Origin of the sequence: Serratia sp. (in: enterobacteria), from assembly GCF_052400455.1 — a bacterium.
Classification (GTDB): Bacteria; Pseudomonadota; Gammaproteobacteria; order Enterobacterales; family Enterobacteriaceae; genus Serratia; species Serratia ureilytica.
This window is the reverse complement of the sequence record NZ_CP185812.1, coordinates 2,966,563-2,987,287: the sequence shown is the minus strand read 5'-3', so window position 1 is coordinate 2,987,287 and position 20,725 is coordinate 2,966,563. Positions and strand designations below refer to the sequence as shown.

Annotated in this window: 17 protein-coding genes and 1 pseudogene; 14 read left to right on the top strand and 4 right to left on the bottom strand. The window is 59.7% G+C overall.

Annotation, left to right across the window (positions count from 1 at the left end):
- Positions 1–2 precede the first annotated feature (2 nt).
- The 3 genes from efeB (at position 3) to lpxO (ending at position 3,946) form a co-directional block, all read left to right on the top strand.
- Positions 3–1,301, top strand: a complete 1,299-nt coding sequence (gene efeB / locus ACORQT_RS14460) for an iron uptake transporter deferrochelatase/peroxidase subunit (RefSeq protein ID WP_042784800.1) — start codon at positions 3–5, stop codon at positions 1,299–1,301.
- Positions 1,302–2,019: 718 nt separating this feature from the next.
- On the top strand, positions 2,020–2,808 hold the full coding sequence (gene phoH, locus ACORQT_RS14455; RefSeq protein ID WP_015378226.1) for a phosphate starvation-inducible protein PhoH: 789 nt from the start codon (positions 2,020–2,022) through the stop codon (positions 2,806–2,808).
- Between the two features lie 235 nt (positions 2,809–3,043).
- Positions 3,044–3,946, top strand: a complete 903-nt coding sequence (gene lpxO, locus ACORQT_RS14450; protein WP_025303230.1) for a lipid A hydroxylase LpxO — start codon at positions 3,044–3,046, stop codon at positions 3,944–3,946.
- A 35-nt stretch (positions 3,947–3,981) separates the two neighbouring features.
- On the opposite strand, the gene chaA is transcribed toward lpxO, so the two are convergent.
- Together chaA and ACORQT_RS14440 are read right to left on the bottom strand one after the other, a co-directional pair.
- The gene (gene chaA / locus ACORQT_RS14445; protein WP_164057352.1) at positions 3,982–5,085 is read right to left on the bottom strand and encodes a sodium-potassium/proton antiporter ChaA; all 1,104 of its coding nucleotides are present in this window, start codon (positions 5,083–5,085) and stop codon (positions 3,982–3,984) included.
- Between the two features lie 292 nt (positions 5,086–5,377).
- Positions 5,378–6,197 (bottom strand): annotated as a pseudogene (locus ACORQT_RS14440) (siderophore-interacting protein).
- 130 nt (positions 6,198–6,327) lie between these two features.
- On the opposite strand from ACORQT_RS14440, the gene chaB reads away from it, so the two are divergent.
- From chaB to ACORQT_RS14390, 10 genes are all read left to right on the top strand, one after another.
- A complete protein-coding gene (chaB, locus tag ACORQT_RS14435; protein ID WP_033643458.1) occupies positions 6,328–6,555 on the top strand; it encodes a putative cation transport regulator ChaB in 228 nt (75 codons plus the stop codon).
- A gap of 250 nt (positions 6,556–6,805) precedes the next feature.
- On the top strand, positions 6,806–7,501 hold the full coding sequence (locus tag ACORQT_RS14430) for a gamma-glutamylcyclotransferase (RefSeq protein ID WP_033643457.1): 696 nt from the start codon (positions 6,806–6,808) through the stop codon (positions 7,499–7,501).
- A gap of 302 nt (positions 7,502–7,803) precedes the next feature.
- Positions 7,804–8,757, top strand: coding sequence for an HTH-type transcriptional regulator Cbl (gene cbl, locus ACORQT_RS14425; protein ID WP_033634950.1), 954 nt, complete (start codon positions 7,804–7,806; stop codon positions 8,755–8,757).
- Positions 8,758–8,932: 175 nt separating this feature from the next.
- Positions 8,933–10,501: an ABC transporter substrate-binding protein gene (locus ACORQT_RS14420; protein ID WP_033643454.1), complete on the top strand. Its 1,569-nt coding sequence runs from the start codon at positions 8,933–8,935 to the stop codon at positions 10,499–10,501.
- Positions 10,501–11,556 (top strand): ABC transporter permease, encoded by a 1,056-nt coding sequence (locus tag ACORQT_RS14415; protein WP_033643453.1) that lies wholly within the window; start codon positions 10,501–10,503, stop codon positions 11,554–11,556. The genes ACORQT_RS14420 and ACORQT_RS14415 overlap by 1 nt, the downstream gene beginning before the upstream one ends.
- Complete coding sequence (locus ACORQT_RS14410; RefSeq protein WP_046687287.1) at positions 11,553–12,422, top strand: ABC transporter permease; 870 nt, start codon at positions 11,553–11,555, stop codon at positions 12,420–12,422. Before ACORQT_RS14415 ends, ACORQT_RS14410 begins: the two co-directional genes overlap by 4 nt.
- A complete protein-coding gene (locus ACORQT_RS14405; protein WP_042784795.1) occupies positions 12,412–13,254 on the top strand; it encodes an ABC transporter ATP-binding protein in 843 nt (280 codons plus the stop codon). The genes ACORQT_RS14410 and ACORQT_RS14405 overlap by 11 nt, the downstream gene beginning before the upstream one ends.
- Positions 13,251–13,922: an ABC transporter ATP-binding protein gene (locus ACORQT_RS14400; RefSeq protein ID WP_042784794.1), complete on the top strand. Its 672-nt coding sequence runs from the start codon at positions 13,251–13,253 to the stop codon at positions 13,920–13,922. The genes ACORQT_RS14405 and ACORQT_RS14400 overlap by 4 nt, the downstream gene beginning before the upstream one ends.
- A gap of 132 nt (positions 13,923–14,054) precedes the next feature.
- Positions 14,055–15,629 carry an ABC transporter substrate-binding protein gene (locus ACORQT_RS14395; RefSeq protein WP_444859191.1) on the top strand — a complete coding sequence of 525 codons (1,575 nt, stop codon included), beginning with the start codon at positions 14,055–14,057 and terminating at the stop codon, positions 15,627–15,629.
- A 231-nt stretch (positions 15,630–15,860) separates the two neighbouring features.
- Complete coding sequence (locus ACORQT_RS14390; protein ID WP_444859190.1) at positions 15,861–17,468, top strand: hypothetical protein; 1,608 nt, start codon at positions 15,861–15,863, stop codon at positions 17,466–17,468.
- On the opposite strand, the gene ACORQT_RS14385 is transcribed toward ACORQT_RS14390, so the two are convergent.
- Positions 17,465–18,133 (bottom strand): prepilin peptidase, encoded by a 669-nt coding sequence (locus ACORQT_RS14385; RefSeq protein ID WP_444859189.1) that lies wholly within the window; start codon positions 18,131–18,133, stop codon positions 17,465–17,467. The two genes, ACORQT_RS14390 and ACORQT_RS14385, sit on opposite strands and share 4 nt — an antisense overlap.
- Before the next feature lie 433 nt (positions 18,134–18,566).
- On the opposite strand from ACORQT_RS14385, the gene ACORQT_RS14380 reads away from it, so the two are divergent.
- On the top strand, positions 18,567–20,078 hold the full coding sequence (locus ACORQT_RS14380) for a YchO/YchP family invasin (protein WP_444859188.1): 1,512 nt from the start codon (positions 18,567–18,569) through the stop codon (positions 20,076–20,078).
- Here the strand turns inward: ACORQT_RS14380 and narL are convergent.
- Positions 20,075–20,725, bottom strand: coding sequence for a two-component system response regulator NarL (gene narL, locus ACORQT_RS14375; protein ID WP_033643446.1), 651 nt, complete (start codon positions 20,723–20,725; stop codon positions 20,075–20,077). The genes ACORQT_RS14380 and narL overlap by 4 nt on opposite strands.

The window sequence follows — 20,725 nt, the reverse complement described above, 5'->3', positions numbered from 1 at the left end:
TTATGAGCAACAAGGCAGGCCCGAATAACGGGCCGCATCCGCACTCTCAGGGAGCGGCGTCGCCTTCGCGGCGCCGTTTGCTGCAAGGGCTGGGGCTGGGCGCGCTGGCGTTGGGCGGCAGCCGCCTGGCGCAGGCAGCGGGTAACGCGGCGGAGCCGTTGGCGACGCCGCAGGATGAGCGCTGGCAGAAACAGCCGTTTTATGGCCGCCATCAGGCCGGCGTGCTGACGCCGCAACAGGCGGCGATGATGCTGGTGGCGTTCGATGTGCTGGCGACCAGCAAAGCGGATCTGGAGCGCCTGTTCCGGCTGCTGACCGATCGCATCGCCTTCCTGACCCACGGCGGCAAGGCGCCGGAGGTGGACGCCAAGCTGCCGCCGCTCGATTCCGGCATCATGGGGCCGGAGATTTACCCGGACAACCTGACCATCACCGTCTCGGTCGGCGCATCGCTGTTTGATGAACGTTTTGGTCTGCAGGCGCACAAACCGCTGCGGTTGCAGAAGATGACGCGCTTCCCCAACGATGCACTGGACGCCGCGCTTTGCCACGGCGACCTGCTGCTGCAGATCTGCGCCAACACCAACGAAACCGCTCTCCACGCGCTGCGCGACATCATTAAGCATTCGCCGGATCTGCTCAGCGTGCGCTGGAAGCGGGAAGGGTTCATCTCCGCGCACGCGGCGCGCAGCAAAGGCAAAGAGACGCCGATCAACCTGTTGGGGTTCAAAGACGGCACCGCTAACCCGAAAACCGACGACAAGCCGCTGATGGATAAGGTGGTGTGGGTCGGCGACAGCGTCGGTGAACCGGCGTGGACGGCGGGCGGCAGCTATCAGGCGGCGCGTATTATTCGTTTCCGCGTCGAGTTTTGGGATCGCACGCCGCTGCAGGAGCAGGAAACCATTTTCGGCCGCGAGAAGCACAGCGGCGCGCCGCTGGGCATGAAGCATGAACATGACGAGCCGAACTACGCGAACGATCCCGACGGCAAGGTGATCCCGATGGACGCGCACATTCGCTTGGCTAACCCACGCACGCCGGAAAGCCAAAGCAATCTGATGCTGCGACGCGGCTACAGCTATTCGCTGGGGGTATCCAATGCCGGCCAGCTGGAAATGGGGCTGCTGTTCGTCTGCTATCAGGCCGACCTTGAGAAAGGTTTCCTGACGGTGCAAAAAAGGCTGAACGGCGAAGCGCTGGAGGAATACATCAAGCCGATTGGCGGCGGGTATTTCTTCGTGCTGCCGGGCGTGAAAGAACGCGGCGATTATTTGGCCAGCGGTTTGCTCAAGGCCTGAACCCGCAATGACGAGGCGGGCTCGCCTGCCTCGTTTTACGTTGACTTGCCTATTGTGCGGGACATTAAGCGACGGAGTTCAATTCAATCCGTCGCCTGCGGATTAAAAAATCTGAAGGGCACGCCGACTTTTGGTTGTGCAAAATTTAATCAAGAAACCAAAGTGTCATTCGCGGTTTTTAATTGTAATTCGTTGAAATTTATATGTTAAAAATTTTTATGGAATGACGTGTCGCGCGTGATATAGTGTTTTAGCGATAACTAAAAACCAAACATATAAAATTTTTTTACATTTTAGTAACGCGACAGGATTGAATGTCATTATACTGTAATCATCTGGCGGTAGTTTTCACACGGTGCACAGCTTGAAGCTGTAAATATCACTGCGGGGATCGCTAATGGTAAAGTCCTTGGTTGGGCTGGAAAGAAAAAATAACACATCTCCCCTGATTTCTCGTTGTAACGAGGGTTCTCTCTCCGACTCTCTTTTACCGGCAACTCCGCACTCTTATCGCTACCGAATCTCACCACTTTTTACTCCACGTTTATTGATGCAGTCCGCGTTGTCCCGTGAAGCAACGGCGCTTAAACGTTGCCGTCAATTCACATTGTCCCTTGGCTCTTATTGGCTCGGAGGAGGCCAAAACCTAATACGTGTGTGAAACATAATCGCACGGCCTGGCCGTTGCGGTAGGTGAAACAAACTGTAAGGTGCCACTATGGGTAGACAGAAAGCAGTGATCAAAGCACGTCGTGAAGCGAAACGCGTTATTCGTCGTGACGCTCGTAGTCATCGCCAGCTGGAAGAAGAGTCTGTGACCTCGCTGGTGCAAATGGGGGGAGTCGAGTCTATCGGCATGGCGCGAGACAAGCGCGATAGCTCACCCATCGAGGCTAGAACCGAAGCTCAGGGTCATTACTTATCAGCCATAGAGAATAAGCAGCTGATCTTCGCCACCGGCGAAGCCGGCTGTGGCAAAACATTTATCAGCGCCGCCAAGGCGGCGGAGGCGCTGATCCATAAAGAGGTGGATCGGATTATCGTTACCCGTCCTGTTTTGCAGGCGGATGAAGACCTCGGTTTCTTGCCGGGGGATATCTCCGAGAAGTTCGCCCCTTATTTCCGCCCGGTGTATGACATTCTGGTACGTCGTTTAGGATCTTCCTTTATGCAGTACTGCCTGCGCCCGGAAATCGGCAAGGTAGAGATTGCGCCGTTCGCTTATATGCGCGGACGCACCTTCGAAAATGCGGTCGTTATCCTGGATGAAGCCCAGAACGTGACCGCCAGCCAGATGAAAATGTTCCTGACCCGCCTGGGGGAAAACGTGACGGTTATCGTTAACGGCGACGTGACCCAGTGCGACCTGCCGCGCGGCGTGAAATCCGGTCTCAGCGATGCCCTGGAGCGCTTCGAAGAGGACGAGATGATCGGCGTTATCCGCTTTGAAAAACAGGACTGCGTGCGTTCCGCTTTGTGCCAGCGCACGCTCAACGCTTACAGTTAACCTATCCGCTAATGGAAAGGCCGCCTCGGCGGCCTTTTTTATCGCCCCCCATTTCCCCTTTCGTTTAACCTTTGTGTAAATTATTGTGGTTTTCTGTATAGATTTTCGTTGAGTTAGCGTTAATGATTAATGGGTTCCAGATTGGCGCGCAGTTTGCCTGCGCCGCCAAAAGGACATTTTCTGGGGTGTGCGCCGCGCGGCGCATTGAGTGTGGGTTCCTTGCTGCGATTCAAACATGAAATATATCATTCTGATTTTGCTTATTTTATGCGTCGTCTATGTGCATTACCGCGGACGGGTGCGCTATAACGTTTGGCGGCAGCTGTCTGACCATTCCACTTTTACCGCACCGCTGAACGTCTTCATGTATCTGTTTTCTCGTGTGCCGACTACGCCGTACCTGAAGCCGGAGCAGTTCCCTGAGCTGGCGGTACTGCGGGAGAACTGGGAAACCATCCGCGACGAAGGACAGAAGCTGATGGAGATCCAGCAGATCAAGGCATCCGATCAATTCAACGATGCCGGTTTCAACTCGTTCTTCAAGACCGGTTGGAAACGCTTTTATCTGAAATGGTATGAAGACAGCCATCCTTCCGCCATGACCCTGTGCCCGCAGACCACGGAACTGCTGCGCAGCCTGCCTTCGGTCAAAGCGGCGATGTTCGCCGAACTGCCGGACGGCAGCCGTTTGCCGCGCCACCGCGATCCTTACGCCGGTTCGCTGCGTTATCACCTGGGGTTGATTACCCCCAACGATGACCGCTGCTTCATTGAGGTGGACGGTGAGCGCTACAGCTGGCGCGACGGTGAAGGGGTGATGTTCGATGAAACCTATCTGCACTACGCGGAAAACCAGAGCGGGCAGAATCGTCTGATCCTGTTCTGCGACATCGAACGGCCGATGCGCTACCGCTGGGCGCAGGCGGTGAATCACTGGCTGGGGCGCAACCTGATGAGCGCCGCCACGGCGCCGAATGAAGAGGGCGATCGCACCGGCGGCGTCAACAAGATGTTCAAATATATCTATGCGATACGCCGGGTGGGGAAACGCCTGAAGGCCTGGAACCGCACCGGTTATTACATCATCAAGTGGATTTTGTTCGGGGGGATCGCCGCGGCGATATTCTTCTCGGTATAACGAAGGCAGGGCGCACAGAGTGCGCCCCTTTTTGATCAGGCGAAGATAGTCATCATGTAGGCGGCGAACAACGCCAGGTGGGCGGTGCCGTTCAGCACGTTGGTGCGGCCGGTCGAGAACGACAGCTGGCACAGCAGCAACACCGTCAACATCACCACGATATGCGGCGTTTGCAGGCCGAAGATCAGCGTCTGCCCGGTCAGGGTAGCGATGATGGTCACCGCCGGCACCGTCAGGGAGATGGTCGCCAGCACCGAACCGAAGAACAGGTTCATGGCGCGTTGCACCTGATTGTTCAACACGGCGCGCAGCGCGCCCAGGCCTTCCGGCGACAGGATCAACAGCGCCACCAGGAAACCGGTGAACTGCGCCGGTGCATTCATCTTGGTCAGCAGGCCTTCCAGCGGATTGGCGTTGAACTTGGTGACGGCGATAACCGCGATCAGGTGCACGATGAGCCAGGCGGCGTGCCAGGCGCTGCTGTGCGAAGAGGGTTTGCCGTGGTGCGGGTCGCCATCGTCGTCTTCATGCTCGTACACGAACAGGCTCTGGTGGGTTTTGGTCTGGATCACCAGGAACACGCCATACATGGCGGCGGAGATCAACGCCACCAGCAGCGCTTGCCCGGTGCTGAAGTTGCCGCCTGGCAGCGCGCTCGGGAACACCAGCACGATCACCGCCAGCGGGAAAATCGCCATCAGATACTGTTTGATGCCGCCCAGGTTGACGTACTGGGTGGCGAACTTGCGCCCGCCGAGCAGCAGCGCAAAGCCGACCAGGCCGGCGGAAACGATCATGATGATGGAGTACAGCGTGTCGCGCATCAGCGCCGGCGCGGCGTCGCCGGTGGCCATCAGCGCGGAAATCAGGCTGACTTCGAGGATCACGACGGACAAACTGAGGATCAGCGAGCCGTAGGGTTCGCCCAATCGGTGAGCCAGCACGTCGGCGTGGCGCACCACGCTGAAGGCGCTGCTGAGGATCCCCACCAGCGCGAGAATATTGATGCCGACGATCAGCGGAAAGTTATCGGTGCTGCCCCATAGATTTAACACCATCAGCGCGGCGATAGGGAAGATCAGCGAGTATTCGGTGTGGCGAGATTTGGTGGATCGGCCAGGATCGTGTTGCGACTTCATGAGGGTGGCACTCCTTCTCAAACAGCGTAGCCCGTCAGCGCCGGTCGCCGTGATACGGCAACGTTGCGTTTCCAGTAGGTATTTTATATTAGGATACACCCGCGGCGCCGGTGTGATGTTGTTTTATCTGAGAAAGCAATTGCTTGCTTATGTGATCAGGGTAGCAAAAAAACCGCACGGGGTGCGGTTTTATTTACTTACTTTTACGCAATAACGCCAATTTTTAGCGTTAGATTTGAGAAAAGTCGTGTTTACTTGTTTAGCTCGTGGTTAATCAAGGAAAATGAGACCGTCAGTCGTCAATGTTGTCCATGATTTCATGCCGTTTATTGTGGTAACCCTCTTCATTTAGCCCCTCACGCCAGTAAGGTACGGCATAAAGACGATTACGATCGCATTGACGTTCGCGACGCAGGTAGCGGCGCAGCTCTACCACCAGGCGATCTTCACCGGCGAGCCAGAAGTGGCTTTCGCCCTGCGGCAGGGACTGCGCGCGGAACCGAGCGACCAACTCGTCGGTCTTCTCCGTGCCGCCGACGACCCAATTGACCTCAACGTCGGCGGGTTTCTTCAGGTCAATGACGTCAGCGTTGCTGTCGACGCGGACGAAAGCGCGTCCGGCACTGTGTGGCGGCAGGTTTTCCAGCAGTGCTGCCAGCGCAGGCAGTGAGGAAGGATCGCCCGCCAGGCAGTAGAAGTCGGCGGCCGGCAGCATCGGCTTGGGGCCGCCCGGGTTGCTGATGCCGATTTTATCACCGGCTTTCGCCTGGCGTGCAAAGTCCACCGCCGGGCCCTGATGATCATGAATGGCGAACTCGATGTCCACTTCCGCCAGTTCCGGGCGCACGGCGCGGATGGAATAGGTGCGCACAATCGGGCGCACGGCGTCCGCAGCCCAACGCGGGCCGTTTTCGGTTAGCGTCGGCAGGTCCGGCTGCGTCTGGCCGGCGAGCGGCAAAAAAGACTTTGATGTGTGCAGCGGCGGCATTGGCCGGGTAGTAACGCAGATCGGGAGCGGTAAAGGTAATGCGGCGCAGGTGCGGCGTAATGTCCTGTACGCGGCTGACGGCGATCAGGTAGGGGGCGCGTGAGCGAGGGGCTTCGGTAGTCACGGGATTCTCCTTATAGTTCGTTTGGCGGTGAGTATAACATGTCGTTTGATAATGAGAATTGTTTGCTAATTGAGACGAAACCGCATGTGGGCTAGGCTTAAGGTTCACTCATCCTGAAAGGGGAGGCCATATGCCCTACCACAGCACGAACGACTTGCCGGACAACGTTAAGCATGTGCTGCCGGAACATGCGCAGGCGATCTATAAAGAAGCGTTCAACAGCGCCTGGCAACAATACCGGGATCCCGATGAGCGGCGCGGTGACGACAGCCGGGAAGAGACGGCGCATAAGGTGGCCTGGGCGGCGGTCAAGCAAAGCTATCGCAAGGGCGACGACGAACGCTGGCATAAAAAGTAACGAATTATCACGCAGTAAAATCGCGCAGACATTGTGTGGAACCCGGCAATTAATATTATTGCTGCTCAGTACAAATACTTTTTCACTTTAACGCCGCTTTGTAACTTGATTGCACGTCAGGAAAAGAATAAGGTCATTCTTATAAGGCGCGGTGATTGAATTAATAAAAATCCGCAGCCGAAAATAAAACATCAAAGGTTCAGCAGTGGCGAGGGAAGGCGAGAAATCGTATTCCCGGGAGGTAATATCAGTGTTAACGCGAGATTTTCTGCAAAAAGCGGATTGCAAAACTGCATTCGGCGCTATTGAGGAGTCGTTGTTGCTGACGCCTGAACAGCGTGCAGCCTCGTTGGATTGCACCTTATCGCGCCGGCCGGATCACAGCCCCGTATGGATATTCGGTTACGGTTCGCTGATGTGGAACCCGGTTTTCGAATCGGAAGAAGTGCGGCCGGCCACGCTGCAGGGCTGGCACCGGGCGTTCTGCATGCGCTTGACCGCCGGGCGCGGCACGCTGCATCAGCCGGGGCGCATGCTGGCGTTAAAAGCCGGCGGCCACACCACGGGCCTGGCGTTTCGTTTGCCGGAAAGCAAGTTGCGTGAAGAGTTGGAGCTGCTTTGGAAGCGCGAAATGGTGACCGATTGCTACGTGCCCACCTGGTGCGAGCTGCAGTTGGATGGCGGCGAGAAGGTTACTGCGTTGGTGTTCGTGATGAACCCGCAGCATCCGCTGTTTGAAGAAGACACCAGCTACCAGGTGATTGCGCCATTGATCGCCAGCGCCAGCGGCCCGCTGGGCACCAACGCGCAATATCTGTTTGCACTGGATAACGAGTTGAAGCACCACGGCATGCAGGATGATTGCATCGGCGATCTGGTGCGCTGTGTACAGCAGTGGCTGCAGCAGAACCGCACCGGCGGCATCGGCAGCGAGGCCACCGCCTGAGGCTGCTGCGGGAATGCGAACGGTGAGGGGCTTCAGCATGCTGAGCCCTTTTTTTATATCTAATGCCTATATTTAATAACTTTAATTTGCGCAGCGATTGAAGGCATGTTTTTATTGTGGTTATCTATCCCGTTATTTTTAAAGTCATTAGCTGTTTTTTGTCAGTTTCCCACCCCACCTGCGAAGCAGAATGATCGACTTAGTATTAAATTGCATAAGTAAAGGTTATTTCTTATTTGTTCAGACTCGTCGGACTCCGTATCAATATGGCTAACGCTACTGGAAGAAACAGGGAGACGGGGATGAACTTTCAACAATTAAAAATTATTCGTGAATCGGCACGCTGCAACTACAACCTGACTGAGGTCGCCAATACGTTATTTACCTCGCAGTCCGGCGTCAGTCGGCATATTCGCGAGCTGGAAGAAGAGCTGGGCATTGAAATATTCATTCGCCGCGGCAAACGGCTGCTGGGCATGACCGAACCCGGCAAAGAGCTGCTGGTGGTGGCGGAGCGCATTCTCAACGACGCCAACAACATCCGTCGCCTGGCGGACGTTTTCAGCAGCAACGACTCGGGGCAGCTGCATATCGCAACGACGCACACTCAGGCGCGTTACAGTCTGCCGGGGGTGATCAAAGAGTTTCGCGCGCTTTATCCGCGGGTGCGGGTGGTGCTCAATCAGGGCAGCCCTGAGGAGATCGTCTCGATGTTGGCCGCCGGAGAAGCCGATATCGGCATCGCCAGCGAACGGCTGATGAGTGACGAATCGTTGGCGGCGTTCCCTTACTACCGCTGGCATCACACCATCCTGGTGCCGGAAGGGCACGAGTTGACGCGTCAGCCGCAGGTGACGCTGGAGATGCTCAGCACCTTGCCGCTGATCACTTACCGCCAGGGCATTACCGGGCGCGCGAAGCTGGATGCGGCGTTCAAAGCGGCGGGCCTGACCCCGGACATCGCGCTCAGCGCGCAGGACTCCGACGTGATTAAAACCTACGTCGAGCTGGGGTTAGGCGTGGGCGTGCTGGCGGACATGTCGTATGAAAAAGAGCGCGATCGCGGGTTGGTCAGTCTCAACGCCGAGCATTTGTTTGAGCCTAATACGGTATGGCTGGGCCTGAAACGCAGCCAGCTGCAGCGCAACTATGCCTGGCGCTTTATCCAACTGTGCAACCCGACGCTGTCGCTGACCGAAATAAAAGACAAGGTCTTCTCGTCGCAGCTGGACGCGGTGATTGATTACCAGATTTAACCGATAAGCGGCAGGCAATTCCTGCCGCGCATTCTGCATTGCCCGCCTAATAATCAAAACCCCATCTATATACATAAAAAGAATATCTATAGTGATTTAAGTACCTTCAGCTGCCGATCGCGCTCGCATACACTCGCGAAATTATTATAAATTCCATCCGCTTGGAGAGTTTCAGATGAAAGCGCTCGTTCCTTCTTTGCTGTTTTTGGCCGTGGCGGCCAGCGTTGACGTACAGGCGGCGACGCCGGCCAACACGTTGGTGATCGCGCAGTCTATCGATGACGTGGTCAGCTTTGACCCGGCTCAGGGATTTGAGTTAACCACGGTGCAGTCGTTCAACAGCCTGTATCAACGTCTGATCCAGTCCGATCCGCACAATCCCGTCGATCTCAAACCGACCCTGGCCAGCCGTTGGCAGGCCGGCGCCGATAACCGCAGCCTGACCTTCAGCCTGCGCCCGGACGCCAAATTCGCCAGCGGCAACCCGCTGCGGCCGGAGGACGTGATCTTTTCGCTTTCACGGGTGGTGAAACTCAATCTCGAACCGTCGTTTATCCTGACGCAGCTGGGCTGGAACGCGAAGAACGTGGATCAACACCTGACCAAGGTGGATGACCATACGGTAAAAATCAGCTGGGATGAAAACGTCAGCCCGGCCTTCGTGCTCAGCCTGCTGTCGGCGCCGGTATCCTCGATCGTCGACGCCAAAGAGGCGCTGGCGCACCAGCAGGGCGACGATCTGGGGCACCAATGGTTGAACAGCCACTCCGCCGGCAGCGGCCCTTACAAAATCCGCACCTATGTGCCGCACGAAGTGGTGGTGTTGGACGCGAACCCCGGCTCGCCGGAAGGGGCGCCGACGTTGAAAACCATCCTGATCAAAAACGTGCCCGATCCGGCCGCGCGCCGTTTGCTGATTGAGCAGGGCGATGCCGACATCGCGCGCAACCTGGGGGCGGACCAGATGGCGGCCCTGAAGGGCAAGCCGGGCGTCAAACCGTTGGCCATTCCTTACGCCTCGCTTTATTTCCTGCAGTTCAACGCCAAGGCGTCGCCGGCGCTCGGCAACCCGGCGTTTTGGGAGGCGGCGCGCTGGCTGTTCGATTACCAAGGCATCGCCGACGATCTGCTGAAAGGGCAGTTCCAGAGCCATCAGGCATTCCTGCCGGACGGTTATCTGGGCGCGCTCAAGGAGCAGCCATACAGCTTCAATCCGCAGAAAGCCAAAGAAATACTGGCCAAAGCGGGGCTGAGCAACGTCAGTTTCCGTCTGGACGTCAACAACCAGCCGCCGTACCTGGATATCGCTCAGGCGCTGCAGGCCAGTTTTGCTCAGGGCGGCGTGAAGGTCGAACTGGTGCCGGGCATCAGCTCGCAGGTCTCCACCAAGGTGAAAGCGCTTAACTACGATGCGACGCTGACCTCCTGGGGGCCGGATTACTTCGATCCCAACACCAACGCGGCTGCCTTTGCCTACAACCCGGAGGACGGCAGCAAGACGCTGGCCTGGCGAGCCAACTGGCAGATCCCGGCGCTGAGCAAGTTGACGCTGGCCGCCACTGCGGAAAACGACACCGCCAAACGGGTGGCCGACTATCAGCAACTGCAAAAACAGGTGCAGCAAAGCTCGCCGTTTGTTATCGGCCTGCAGGCGCGCAGCCTGATCGCGGTGCGTGACAACCTCAAGGGCTATGTGCAGGGCATCAACCCTGACATGGTGTTCTACAGCAAGGTCAGCAAGTAATGGCCGCTGAACTCTCCGCCTCCGCCGGGCTAGCCCGGCGGTATTGGCGCTGGGGCGGGCGGCTGCTCGGCGGCGCGCTGTCGCTGGCGTTAACGCTGCTCGGCCTGCTGCTGTTCACCTTTATGCTGTCGCACCTGGCGCCGATCGATCCGGCGCTGCAGGTGGCGGGCGATCACGCCAGCGAAGCCACCTATGCGCAGGTGCGTCATGACCTGGGGCTGGATCAGCCGCTGCCGGTGCAATTTTGGCGCTATCTGGTGCACCTGGCGCACGGCGATCTGGGCATTTCGCGCATTACCGCCCAGCCGGTGCTGAGCGATCTGTTGCGTACCTTCCCGGCAACGGTGGAACTGGCCACCTGCGCCATTATTCTCGGCGCGTTAGGCGGCATTACGCTGGCGTTTCTGGCGGTGCTCAAACCGGGGAGCTGGCTGGATAATGCGGCGCGGTTGCTGTCGCTGGTGGGTTATTCGGTGCCGATTTTCTGGTTGAGCCTGCTGGGGCTGCTGCTGTTCTACGCCACGCTGCACTGGTCGGCGGGGCCGGGGCGCCTGGATGACATTTACTTGTACAGCATGGAGCCGCGTACTGGTTTCGTGTTGATTGACAGCTGGCTGTCCGGCGATCGCGAGATGTTCTACAACGCCATCAGCCACCTGTGGCTGCCGGTCGTGGCGCTGGCGCTGCTGTCGATGGCGGGCATCACCCGGCTGCTGCGCGCGGCGATGCTGGAAGAGTGCAACAAGGAATACGTGACGCTGGCGCGCTCCAAAGGCGCCGGCCGCCTGCGCATTCTGCTGCGCCACGTGTTTCCCAACGTGCTGGGGACGTTGATCACCGTACTGTCTCTCTCCTATGCCAGCCTGCTGGAGGGCGCGGTATTGACCGAAACGGTGTTCGCCTGGCCCGGCGTCGGGCGCTATCTGACCTCGGCGCTGTTTGCCGCCGACACCCCGGCGATCCTCGGCGCCACGCTGCTGATCGGCACCTGTTTCGTGCTGTTGAATACTCTGGCCGATGCCTTGACCTATCTAGTGGATCCGCGAACCCGATGAGCCAATATCTCTCTGAACACGAACCGCAAAGCGAGCCGGCCGTCGGCTATCGCACCGGTCAGCGGCTGACCACGCTGACGCTCGGCGCGGCGCTGGTGGCGATCCTGATCGTCACCGCGCTGCTGGCTCCGTGGCTGGCGCCTTTCGATCCCAATTTGCAGCATATCGAGCTGCGGCTGCTGCCGCCTTCCGCCACGCATTGGTTGGGCACCGACGGTTTCGGCCGCGACTTGCTCTCCCGCGTGATTTACGGCGCGCGGCCGACGCTGATTCTGGTGTCGCTGATTCTGGTGCTGACCATCCCTATCGGTCTGCTGGTGGGCATCTGCGCCGGTTATCTCGGCGGCTGGGCAGAACGCATCTTGATGCGTCTGACCGATATTTTCCTGTCGTTGCCGAGCCTGGTGATCGCGCTGGCGTTCGTGGCGGTGATGGGGCCGGGGCTGATGAACGGCGCGCTGGCGCTGGCACTGACCAGCTGGCCGGCCTTTGCCCGCCAGGCGCGGGCCGAAACGCTGGCGCTGCGCCGCAGCGATTATCTGGCAGCGGCGCGCATGCAGGGCATCAACGGGCTGCGGCTGATGGTCGGCCACATTTTACCTTTATGCCTGCCCAGCGCGGTGGTGCGCGCGGCGCTGAGCCTGGGCGGCATCATCCTGTCCGCCGCCGGTCTGGGGTTCCTCGGCATGGGCGTCGCGCCGCCGACCGCCGAATGGGGCTCGATGGTGGCCGAAGGCAGTAAAGTGATTTTCGATCAATGGTGGGTCGCCGCCGCACCGGGCGGGGCGATCCTGTTCGCCAGCCTGGCCTTTAACCTGCTGGGCGATGGCCTGCGCGATAAAATGGATCCTCGTCATGGGCACTGATAACACCTTATTGACCGTTGAACGTTTGGCGATCGGCGTGCCGGGGCCGCAGCCGGCGGCGCTGGTGAAGAATATTTCGTTCAGCATGGGGCGGGAGCGGCTGGCGCTGGTCGGTGAGTCCGGCTCCGGCAAATCGTTGACCGCGCGTGCGCTGATGGGGCTATTGCCGCCGCCGTTGCAGCTGCGGGCGCAGCGCCTGACGCTGGGCGACGAAGACTTGACGCGCCTGAGCGAGCGCCAGTGGAGCCGACTGCGCGGCGACCGGGTGGCGATGGTGATGCAAGATCCCAAGCATGCGTTGAATCCCAATCAGCCGATCGGCCGTCAGGTGGAGGAGCCGCTGGTGTTGCATGCCAAGCTGAGCCGCGCCGAGCGGCGTGAAAAAGTGCTGGAGATGCTGGCGGCGGTGGGCTTGCCCGATCCGGCGGCGCTGTGTCGCCGCTATCCGCATCAGCTCTCAGGCGGGATGGGGCAGCGGGTGATGCTGGCCATCGCCCTGATCAACGATCCGCAGCTGCTGATTGCCGACGAACCCACCTCGGCGCTGGATCACCAGATGCGCGATCAGGTGCTGCAGCTGATAGAAAATCTGGTGGCGCAACGCAATATGGGGCTGATCCTGATCAGCCACGATCTGCAGCAGGTGGCACACCACTGCGAGCGGGTACTGGTGATGTACAAAGGCGAGCTGTTGGATCAGCTGCCGGCAGCAGAGCTGGCGCAGGCCACGCACCCTTATACTCGCACGCTGTGGGCGTGTCGGCCGAGCCGCGAGACGCGCGGCAAGCCGCTGCCGGTGCTGGATCGCGCGCTGCTGGAGGCATTGAAATGAGCGTGATTGCACTGGAGAACCTCAGCGTCAGCCATCGTCAGGGCTATGAACAGCGCACCGTGGTGCACGACGTTAACCTGCGTATCGAACCGGGCGAGTGCTTCGGCCTGGTGGGGCCTTCCGGCTGCGGCAAGTCCTCGCTGCTGTGGGTGTTGGCCGGGCTGAACGACAGCTGGCGCGGCGGTTTTGAACTGCTCGGGCGGCGGCTGCAGCCGGGGCAGGCGTTCACCGGCGAACTGCGGCGTGAAGTGCAGATGGTGTTTCAGGATCCTTATGCTTCGCTTCACCCCAAGCACCGGCTGTTGCGCACGTTGTCGGAACCGCTCAAACTGCTGCAAGAAAGCGACATCGAACGCAAAATCAGCGCGGGCTTTCGCCAGGTAGGATTGGATCCGCGCCTGCTGGATCGCTATCCGCATCAGCTGTCGGGCGGCCAACGGCAGCGCGTGGCGATCGTGCGCGCCTTGCTGTTGCGGCCGAAGCTGCTGCTGCTGGATGAGCCGACCTCGGCATTGGACATGTCGGTGCAGGCGGAGATCCTCAACCTGCTCAACGAGCTGAAACAGGCTGGCGATCTGACCCTGGTGCTGGTCAGTCACGATGCGGATGTGATCGACCATATGTGCGATCGCTCGGTGGCGATGGCGCACGGCCGTCTCCTTGCCTGAGCCAATGCCCGTCAATGCGGCGGGCATATCCATCTTGGTAATAAATAAAGCAATTTATCGTCGTTCTTCTGTTAATTCTTACCCCCTACACTCGAAAAACAACGCAACCGCGTGATTGTGGAGAGTGTATCGATGAAACGGTTAATCCCAACCTTATTGTATGGCGCGCTGGCGACCGCTTTCGGCGCGCAGGCCGCCACCCCGCCGGATACCTTGGTGGTGGTCAGTTCGCTGGAGGGCATCATCAGCCTCGATCCGGCGGAGAGCTTTGAAACCGTCAGCTCGGCCAATCTGGTCAATCTCTATCAGCGCCTGGTGGCGCCGGATCGCGGTGCGCCGCAAAAGTTGGCGCCGGACGCCGCCGCCCGTTGGCAAGCGGGCGCCGATGGGCGCAGCCTGATCTTTACCCTGAAGCCGCAACAACGTTTCGCTTCCGGCAATCCGCTGCGTCCCGAGGACGTGATTTACTCTCTGGTGCGTGCGGTGAAGCTGAACAAGGCGCCGTCCTTTATTCTCGCTGAGTTTGGCTGGACGCCGGATAACGTCGAGCAGCAGCTGAAGAAGATCGGGGATAACCAGGTGCAGCTCAGTTGGTCGGCCAACATCGGCAGCGAGCTGGCGCTGCGGCTGCTGACGGCGAACGTGGCTTCGATCGTGGATGAGAAGCTGTTGAGCGAACACGCGCAGCAGGGGGACTTCGGGAACGCCTGGCTGCGCAACCATTCGGCCGGCGGCGGCCCGTATCGGGTGAATAACTATGTGCCGCATGAGGCGCTGCTGTTTGGCCGCAACGATTACGCGCCGTCACCGGCCCGGCTGAAAACGGTGTTATTCAAGAACGTCAGCGATGCCGGCACCCGCCGTTTACTGTTGCTGAAGGGGGATGCCGACGTGGCCTACGATCTGGGAGCTGACCAGTTCGACTCGCTGCGCAAAGCGCCGGGCGTGCGCATTGAGCAGGCCGATGCGCCCAAGGTGTATTACCTCGGTTTCAATACCGGCAGCAAAGACAACCCGGCGCTGGGCAATCCGGCGCTGTGGCAGGCGGCGCGCTGGCTGGTGGACTATCAGAGCATCGCCGAACGGTTGCTGAAAGGGCAATATCGCGTGCATCAGGCCTTCTTGCCGCAGGGCTTGGACGGTGCGCTCGACGAGCGGCCGTTTAAGCTCGATGTGGACAAGGCCAAACAGATCCTGCGCGATGCCGGCATCGCCGAGGGCACAAGCATCAGCCTGATCGTCATCAACCAACCGCCGTATACCGACATCGCGCAGGCGCTGCAGGCCAGCTTTGCGCAGGCTGGGCTGCGGCTGGACATTCATCCGGTGGTGGAGAGCGATCTGTGGGGCAAGATGCGCGGCCGCGATTTCCAGGCGATCTTCACCTATTGGGGCGCCGACTATCTGGATCCGAACACCAACGCCAGCGCCTTTGCCTACAATGTGCCGGGCGGGCCGAAGACCCTGGCCTGGCGCACCCAGTGGAGCATTCCCGCCATCAGCGCGGAAACGCGTGCGGCGGCTGCGGAAGGCGACAGCGCAGCGCGCAGCGCACGTTACGCCGCGCTGCAACGGGAACTGCAGGCCAGTTCGCCTTATGTGCTGGCGCTGCAGGGGCAAACGCTGGTGGCATTACGGGACAATGTTGAAGATGCCCGGGTGGATATCGCCAACAGCATGCTGTATTTGGATCGGGTCAGCAAGTAGCGGCAACGCCGCGCGCCTGGCCGAGCTTTCTGTCGCACCAAAGGCCAACAGCGAGTGAAATCGCTTGCTGTTGCCACCTCGAATCGCGAGATGTTGTGTCAGGGTGAAATAAAATGAAATTTCATAACGCGCTCATATGACGGTGATAGATTGGCACTGAAAGGCGGCGTTGTTTACGCCTTTCACCGCGGTCGTCCGCAATGATGCGGACACATCACGTCAGGAGATATTATGGACAATAACGAAAACGCTTCAGGAGCGCGCGCAGCAAGCTTGCTCGCCGCCGGTGAGGTTGTTACGCCGGAACAGTTTTATCAGGACAGCGACGGAAGCAACTGGGGGCCGGCGATCAACAAAGCGGCGGCGGCGGCGCTGCAAGCTGGCGGTACGCTGTCCCTGGGGAAGCGGGTGTATACGGTCGCTGGACACGTACTCATTCAGACGACAACGGACATCTACGGCGGCATCGGTTTGCGGGTGGTCGGATTGGGGCGGGCGACCAAAATTGTCAAGACTGCGGACAGCAGTTACACCAACGAACAGGGCGAAACGAAGAAAGCGGTGATCGTGGTGAAAGGCTTCGCCAATCTGACGCTGCACGGCTTGACGCTGCGGGATGATACCGGCGTAGATGACACCCACGGCGTGTGGTTCAGCGATCGCAACATGACGAAGTTTGATATTCGCGACATCTACACCAAGGTCGGCGGTTATTCGCTGTTTGTCTCGGGCGACATGTTCATTAACTGGCTGGTGAACGTGCAGATGGAGGCAAACGCCAATCGCCCGGGCGATGGGGTGCTGTGGATGGACAAGTCCGGCACCACCAATTTTATAGACGGCCTCTACGCCGCTCGCGCCAAGGGGACTGCGTTCAGAATTTCAGGGTTTTACTCTACTATCGGCTCGTTGGCTGCGGATGACTGCATCGGCGATATCTACTCTTTCAAAGATTTTAACGGCACGATCAATTCGTTGGGTTGCGAGAACCGCAATACGCAGCGCGCCGCCAATGTCAGCGTGTTGTCCACCAACTTTGCCCAGGGCACGATAGGCAATATCAATATCCAGGACGCGCAGAATGTGGAGAGCGGGGGCGTGTTGTGCCGATTCATCAACGAATCTCGTTGGGATATCGGTCAGTTGACTCTTTACAGCGGTTCTCAGACGCCTTTCCCGGCGGCGATCGCCGCCTGCAGCAACAATACCGAGGTAACCTTCAGTAACGTATACAACGGCGGCGTCCCGGTGGCCGGCAAAAGCACCGTCGATGTGACATCGTTTTTAAGCGGGGTCGAAGCGATGTACAGTCTGGGCGAGCGGGGAATTGCCCCTTCCGCCACCAGCAACCATTTGCCGCGCAATATCTCGAAACAGCAATCGTGGACTTTTTTAGGCACCCTGACCGCGCCGGATCGGCAACCTACAACGCGCATTACTCTTCAACAGGGCGTAAGCACCAAGGTGCTGGCGTGCGATTTATATATCACGTTCGATCTGTCTTCGCAGGCGACCGCCTTTGTCGTCAATAAAGGCAGCTATAGCGCGAAAGGCGCCTTTATGTTGCGGCGCACCGGGCCGTTGAGCTGCGAAATATATTACCGCGTCGAGAAAGATTTCGGCTTTGGCAGTTATCAGGTGCAGACTACGCGCGGCAGTTACTGGCGGCCGGACGGCGTTTCATTGAGCACGCCCTCCGATGCGTTGGAAATCCGCAGCGATGAGGTGTTATCCACGACCAGGCTCGCGGTGATCCAGCCACTGGCCAATCCGACAACAGCCAGCACGGCGGAAGTGGCCGGATTGCTCAATCGGCTGATCGAGACACTGAAGAACTAACCGAATAACGCCGGCGCGTTCTGGCCGGCGTCCATCAAGAGCAACAGCCAGCCGGCCGCCGCTAACCCGATACCGAAAGGTTGCGGCGTTCGCCAGGCTCGGCGGTTGTGCAGGCCACGCGCCAACGCGACGCCCAATCCGAACGCCGCCGCCAGAAAGACCAGCAGCGGCAACATCGTCCAGCCAAGCCAGGCGCCCAGCGCCGCCAGCAGTTTGAAATCGCCCTGGCCGATGCCGTTGCGCCGCCGCGTCAGCCGGTAGAGCGCATTGAGCAGCCATAACGCGCCGTAACCGGCGACGGCACCCAGCACGGCGTCTTCCAGCGGCGCCCAGCGAGCGTCAAGGTTGCACAGTAGCCCGCCCCACAGCAGCGGCTGAGTCAGTCGATCCGGCAGCCACCGATGGCGCCAGTCCAGCCAGGCCAGGGCGATCAGGAGCGCCGCGGCCGGCACTAACCCCCATCGAGGCGCTGCAGCCAGGCTCAGGGGCAGCGTCGCCAACGCCAGCCCCAGTGCCGTCAGCAGCGGCCCCTGAAGGCGCAACCTCTGTGGGCGACCGTTGACGCCCTCCACGCGTTCCAGCCACGTGATGAGCGCGAAGGCGATCAGGCCCGCCGACAGCAGCGCGGTGAAAAACAGCGCGTGCCACAGTAAAGAAAGCAACATCCGGACTCCGCCAGTCGTAGAACAGACGGCTAAAATAACGGCAAAATGCGTATTTCATCAGGGGAAAACGCGGTCGGTTGTGAGGAATGCGCAGGCGTTCGCATCGCCACGCTGCGTATTGCAGGGGTGTACAATGCCCTGCGCGGTGGCGCGCAGCCACGGGGTACTGTGCTTTTTATCGGCAAAATCGGCGCTAAAATGCGGTGAATTCACCTGGCGGCCGGAATGGATCGGTAAAGGGTACAAGTGACGATGTCACTGGGGAGCGATTGGGGTTTATCCTATTGTTTCTGCTCGTCAAGCCGTTAGGCTATGAGGACATAGGCGCCCCCGCCGGGCTGGGGGGCGTGAGGTTTTTCAGCGCTGTCGCGGGAATGGCGGCGGCAAAGCAGTGGGTTGGCGTGCTCCAGGAAGGAGGGAAGCCAACGGTGTCATGAAAGACGTCATTCAGGCAGTACTCATCAAGACTAAAAAACGATTCTGGCACCGACGCCAGACGGCGTGGCTGGCCGGGCCGCTGGTGTGGCTGGCCGGCGCGGCGCCCGCGTGCGCCGAATCCCCACCGGCGCCGGACAGCGTTATCTCTTCCGAACAGGCCGGCGCAGATCCGGCGGCGAACTTGCCCGAACTGGGCGGTGCGCCCGACGACGCCGCGCGCGAGAAGCAGTGGGCCGAAATGGCCAAACAGCTCGGCGAAAAAGATCTGAACAACGTTTCACGTCAGCAGATGCGCAGCCGCGCTGAAGATTATTTGCTGGGGCAGGCGACTGGCGCGCTGCAGCAACAGGCGCAAGAACTGCTGTCTCCGTTGGGAACCGCCCGGCTGTCGCTGAAGATGAGCGGCGAGGGCGATTTTACCGGCAGCAACGGCCAGCTCTTCAGCCCGTTGTACGACGTCGATGGGTTGTTGACCTACAGCCAAATCGGCTGGCTGCAGCAAAGCACCGGGGCGCTCGGCAATGTCGCGCTGGGGCAACGCTGGATCGCCGGTGACTGGCTGCTGGGTTACAACACGGCGCTCGACAGCGATTTCGCCCGGCAGCGCAATCGCGGCAGCGTGGGGGCGGAAGCCTGGGGGGACTACCTGCGTTTCTCCACCAACTATTACTATCCGCTGTCGGCGCTGTCGCAACAGCCCGGCGATGGGGTATTTTTCAGCCGTCCGGCGCGCGGTTACGACATCACGACGCAGGGCTATTTGCCGTTCTATCGCCAAATCGGCGGTTCGCTCAGCTATGAACAGTACCTGGGCGAGAATGTCGATCTGTTCGGCAGCGGCAAGAAACAGAACGATCCGCGCGCGATGCAGCTGGGGCTCAACTATACCCCGGTACCGCTGGTGACGATGAAGGCGTTGCATAAGATTGGTGCGGGCGGGCAGAGCCAGGATCAGGTGGAATTGGCGCTGAGCTACCGGCTCGGGGTGCCGCTGGTCAAGCAGATTTCGCCGGAGTATGTGGCGCAGGCCGAGTCGCTGCGCGGCAGCCGCTACGATCCTGTCGAACGTAAAAACGTGCCGGTGCTGGAGTTCCGCCAGCGCAAGACGCTGCAGGTGTTCCTGGCCACGCCGCCGTGGAGCCTGCAGGCGGGGGAAACCGTGCCGCTGGTGCTGGAAATCAAGGCGTTGCACGGGATTTCTCGCGTCAGCTGGCAGGGGGATACGCAGGCGCTGAGCCTGACACCGCCGCACAATGCCAACGACCCGCAGGGCTGGACGACGATCGTGCCGCCGTGGGATGACGCCCCGGGCGCCGCCAACAGCTATCGGCTGTCGGTCACGCTGGAGGACGACAAACAGCAGCGCGTGACGTCCAACTGGATAGAACTGAAAGTGGCGCCGCCGCTGACGGCGACCGCCGGTGATGAAGCGGATCAGCCGCCGATCCAAACCCTGACGCCGCCGCCGATCCCGGCGCAAACCGGGCCGCTGTACGGCGACGATTAACCGTTTTTACCCTGCAACACCCACACGGCGGCCTCGACGCGGGATTTCAGCTTCATCTTTTTCAGCAGGTGTTTGACGTGTACCTTGACGGTGCTTTCCGTGATGGTGAGGCGGCGGGCGATCAGCTTGTTCGGCAGCCCCTGGGCGATCAGCTTCAGGATATCCCGTTCGCGCGGCGTCAGTTGCTGAATATCGCGCTCGGCGCTTGGGCGGTTTTCCCGCAGGCTGGCGGCGAGGATCGGCGTCAGCGTTTCGCTGAGCACCATCTGCCCGGCCGCCGCCTGATGCAGCGCCTTCAGCAGATCCTCCGGCTCCATGTCTTTCAGCAGATAGCCGTCGGCGCCGCGCTTGAGCGCGCTGACGACGTCGTCTTCATGGTTGGATACGCTGAACACCACGATGCGCCCCGACAGGTCGGTCTGGCGCAGGCGATCCAGCGTTTCCAGCCCGTTGATGCCGGGCATGTTCAGGTCGAGCAGGATCAGATCCGGATCGTGCTGCTCCGCCAGCGCGACCCCTTGTTCACCGTTGCTGGCCTCGGCGATGACCTGCAGGCGAGCGTCCATGCCGATCAGCTGTTTTACGCCGTTGCGCAGCATGGGGTGGTCGTCGATCAGTAAGATGGTGGCGGCGGTTTCTGTCGTCAT